General features: G+C 31.0%; 1 protein-coding gene. It reads left to right on the forward strand.

All coding sequences use genetic code 11. From position 1 onward, the window contains the following. Positions 1–465 precede the first annotated feature (465 nt). On the forward strand, positions 466–4,248 hold the full coding sequence (locus OM075_RS24225) for a T9SS type A sorting domain-containing protein (protein WP_301193144.1): 3,783 nt from the start codon (positions 466–468) through the stop codon (positions 4,246–4,248). Positions 4,249–4,800 lie beyond the last annotated feature (552 nt).

The following is a 4,800-nucleotide window of genomic DNA, read 5'->3' on the forward strand; positions in this document are numbered from 1 at the left end:
ATACTTCCAAAATTTTATCGAAATTCGTCTTTATATCGTGCATGTGAGGTTTTAATATTTTTTGTTTCGCAACCTTAAAATACTAAATTCCAAAATCATGCACTTTTTTTATTCGATTATTTAATTCACACAACGAGTTAAGTTAATGAATTTAAATAGGTGCTGGGTAGATTTATATGAATATCAAACAAAGAACTCTATCGGTAAGGCGTATGAGGGAATTGAAAATCATGAACACGGTTAATTAATTTAAATTAGGTGAATAAAACTTCAAGTACGGTTTGATGAAGGTGGCGCTGATAGTTTACTTATTATTACTACTTTTATGGTGTATGTAAGAGTAGACTATCAGGCTCTACTCTGCGAGTCAAGCAAAAAAGATTTACAACTAATAAAAATCCAAAAGTATAATAAGTAAAATGAAAAATATAAAATATAAAACTATTCCTGATAGTAATTATTGCTTTGTATTCAATAAGCTGTTTCTCTCAAACATATATAGCTGGTGGAGAAGTTAGTGGTAGATGGGAGAAGAAAAGTTCACCTTATATCATTACGGATAATATTACTATAAAAGAGAATGAGCAATTAATAATTGAAGCTGGTGTGATTATTAAATCAGATCCAAAATGTGAAATTGCAGTTTGGGGTAGTTTAGTTGCAAATGGTGAAAAAAATGATTCTATTTTATTTACAGAAAATCAAAATGAGAGATGGGGTGGTATTAGATTTTACAATGACGACAAAGAGCAGGATTCTTCTTTATTGAAATTTTGTACTATTGAGTTTAGTGAAAACTATTTAGGCGGAGGAATATCAATAAAGGCTCCAAATGTTACTGTTTCACATTGTGTCATTCATAATAATATTGCATGGGAAGGAGCTGGAATCTATACCAACACTTGTGTTAATGTTGTAAATACAAAAATAATACACAATGAGGCTAGGAATAATGTAGGAGGAGTTTATGCTGAAGGTAATGCTAAATTTCTTGGTTGTGTTATTGCTTTTAATAAAGCTCCAAACAACTTTGCTTTTATAGCATTTGATTTTCCTGTATTTAAAAATTGTAATATTTGTTACAACAGCAAAGGTGGAGATTACAATAGACTAGAAACATTATATAGCTTTAGTGGAAATTATAAATTACATAATTGTATCGTTTATTATAATTCGCCTTTACATTATAATGCAGTTGTCACTGGTATTAATGAATTTCCCGAATTCAAGTATTGCAATATTCAAGGTGGACTTAAATCAATTAAGTCATCAGATGTTGGTATTTCAGGATATTTTAATGGGGTTTATGAAAACTGCATTGATGTTGAACCTGGTTTTATAAATAGTCAGAAAGGAGATTTTCAACTTTACAATTCGTATTGTATTGATGCAGGTGATCCTAATTCTGATACTTCTGATTTATCTGAAGATATTTTGGGCAATAACCGAATATTTAATAGCGAAAATTCTAGAATAGACATTGGTGCATATGAGTATTCAAAGCCTACTCCTAATCGTATACCTTATATTATTCCCAAAGACACAATTCATATTTTAAAGAACACCATACAAACTATAGAGTTTCCCTTTTATGATGGCGATATAAAGGATGAGTATTTTGTAAATCTACAAAGTGATAACGATAATCTTGATGTTTTTGTGACATGTGTGAATGACTCATCGTTTAGTATTTCACTTAATCCCAAAGACGGATGGAAGGGCGAGGCGAGATTAATTAAAAAAATTAGTAATAACCAAGATGAAAGTTTGAATTACTATCAAGATACCAGTGTTGTAATAGCTGATAACTGTATTGAGGGTATTATAAAGGATCATCGAATTATAAATGATACAGTAAGAGTAATTGGAGATATTATCATAGAAAAGTCAGGCAAACTATCTATTGAAGAAGGAACGTATATTGAATTTCAGGATTCTTATCAGATATCAGTTTTAGGTTCAATAGAGGCTTTGGGAACGAAAGAAAACAGGATAGAATTCAATGCTGTTGACACTTTAGATATATATATTGATGGCAGAAGGTATGAACAAGGATGGAGCGGCATACGCTTTTATAATTCAAAGATAAATACTTCAATTTTTAGATATTGCAACTTTAAAAATATTGGTGTTCCATCCTATATTAATAAAGATAATTATCCAACAGATTATTCTCCCAGATACAATGCAATAAGTATTGTAAATTATGATGATGTGAGTTTTAATAACTGTTTCTTTGGTAGTAATTTTAACCCTAATACTAAAACGGATTACGTTTTATATAAATACCAAAGTTCTTCCTCGAATTTAATTATCGTATCATCAAAAAACATAATTTTAAATGGTTGTATTTTTGTTAACTCCTTTATTAATGAGAGTGGCGCAACATGCGTTGATGCTGATTATTCCTCAATACAAATTAGCAATTGTCGCTTTAAGGATATAAAAAGTGAGATTCATGGAAATTCATTTGCAAATTCTTACTGTATTCTTTCCACAAAATCAAATATTAACGTCAAGCATTGTGATTTTATTAATAATAATGTTGGTAGGGCGGTTGTTGCTAGTTACAATGATGAGACTATGACTATTGAAAATTGTAATTTCTTCAACAATAAATCAAAAGTGATGGAATTGTTTTCTGACGGGGCAATGGTCAGAAATAATAAGTTTGTAAACAATGGAATGGCAATTAATAGCCGATGTGATATAAATATTATTGGAAATTTAATCTCTAACTCCGAGGTTTATTGTGGCTGTTCCAATTTTTTTGGAACAGCAATAAACTTAGGGGTAGGTAATTCATTAATAGCAAATAACACAATTGTTAATAATAAACAGGATTCATATGGGAAAGCTATCTATTACTCTTATTGTAGTCCTACTATTGTTAACAATGTGTTTTATAATAATGCAAACATCAGCTCTGATAGCGAAGCCCATATAGGAGGATACAATGGAGCTGGGGGAAATATAAAAGAGCCGGTTATTAGTCATAACTTCATAAGTGGAAATCCTCTTTTTACCCTTAAGGATACACTGGATTACAGCCTTAAGAGTGCCAGCACTTGTATAAATATGGCTAATATTGATTATGTCATGGATGTATTACCAGCGAATGACTTGAAAGGTAATAACAGAATTGATAAAACAACAGGTCTACTTGATCAGGGGGCATATGAATATCTTAAAGAAATAGAAAGCTTGAAAGTGATACATATTGAACCCGTCAGTAGTGAAAAAAATATTAATATAGACACACCACTACTCATAACATTCAATGCACCAATTAAGATATTAGATGCAGATTTAATTAATTTATCATGCAATAATGAATTTAAGACTCTCCAACTAAGTGAAGATAAAACAGTTTTAATCATTACCTCCTATGAGCCATGGTTTTTTAATTCACAACTGGAATTAACGATAGATAAAGGAGCTGTTGCTTATATTGAAGATGAATCATTTACTAACTCAAATTTCGAGACGATGTTTTCAGTCCGACCTTGTGAAAAAGCTAGTTTAGAAATAGAATCAAGTAGTGATTTATATTGCCCAAATTTAGAAGCAATCTTAAAAGCTACTTCAACAGGTGATTCTAAGTTAGATTATCAATGGTATTATAATAACGAATTAATTCTTAGTCCAGATAGTTCCAAGGTGGATCTTGCTGAAGTGACCAAAATTAATGAGGGAATATATATTTGTGAAGTAACTGATTTGTGTGGTAATATTATAACAGATTCTATTTATGTATCAATCTACAATGATATTGTCTATCCAAATATAGAACATAAGTGGGGTGGCGTTTACTTCATAAGTAATGAACAAAAAGAGCATTCCAATTATAGGTGGTTTCTTCAAAATGAAGAAATATTAACAGATATACCTGTTACCCATATTCCCAAAGGTTATAAAGGCTCATTATATGTCTCAGTTCGTGATTCAAGAAATGGCTGCATCCTAAACTCAGATACAATTATGGTTGAAGAGAATAAAAGGAACGAACCTTTTATTGCTTACCCTAATCCAATAAATACCAATGAAACCTTAGAGTTAGTTTTTAATTCTGACTTTAATGATGGAAAGATCATCATTTATAGCTTAAATGGAGGGAAAGTAGAAGAATTAAAGTTTAATAAGTCAAATATTTTTAATCATAGGTTTACAAATTATGAACCTGGTATTTATCTGATTAAGGTTCAATTAGACAGTAATAATTATAGTTTTAAATTATTTATTAACTAATCCTATAAATGAATCAAAATGCCAGGCCTCAATTGTAGATCGCCGATAGACTAAAAGCCTAGTGGAGAAGCTCTCACCACCTAGCATACGGTTCTCGTACTAGGCGGTTCCTTACATCATGGGGAATAATGAATTAGTATTTGAAGCCAAAGAAGAGTGCAGTTGACTATGCATATCTGATAAGGCAATATAGCCACGTTTTTGAAGTCGTTCAACCATTATGGTTGTTCCTAAAATAGGACTTTGCCAACATTAAACTGATTTTATTTAGTGTTGGCGATTCCCGCTTTGTTCCAATTGAGCAATAGCCCAACCACCCATTACTCATAAATAGTTTATTAGTTTTGGTATTCGTGATTTCGTTCCTCAATTCGGCTCCGGCTTGCAGCTCGTACCTTTATCTCTTACAAATGTATAAACCTGTATCCTCTGTATTTTACCATTTATCATTGTGTAATAACCTCAGTTCGATTCTAAAATAAGGCTAATTGATCAGACTTAATTTTCTCAACTTTAATAGCAGGTTTCTTTGGAAAAAATGAATAGGCTATT

This window comes from Plebeiibacterium sediminum (genome assembly GCF_026013605.1).
In the GTDB taxonomy this organism is placed as follows: Bacteria; Bacteroidota; Bacteroidia; order Bacteroidales; family Marinilabiliaceae; genus Saccharicrinis; species Saccharicrinis sediminus.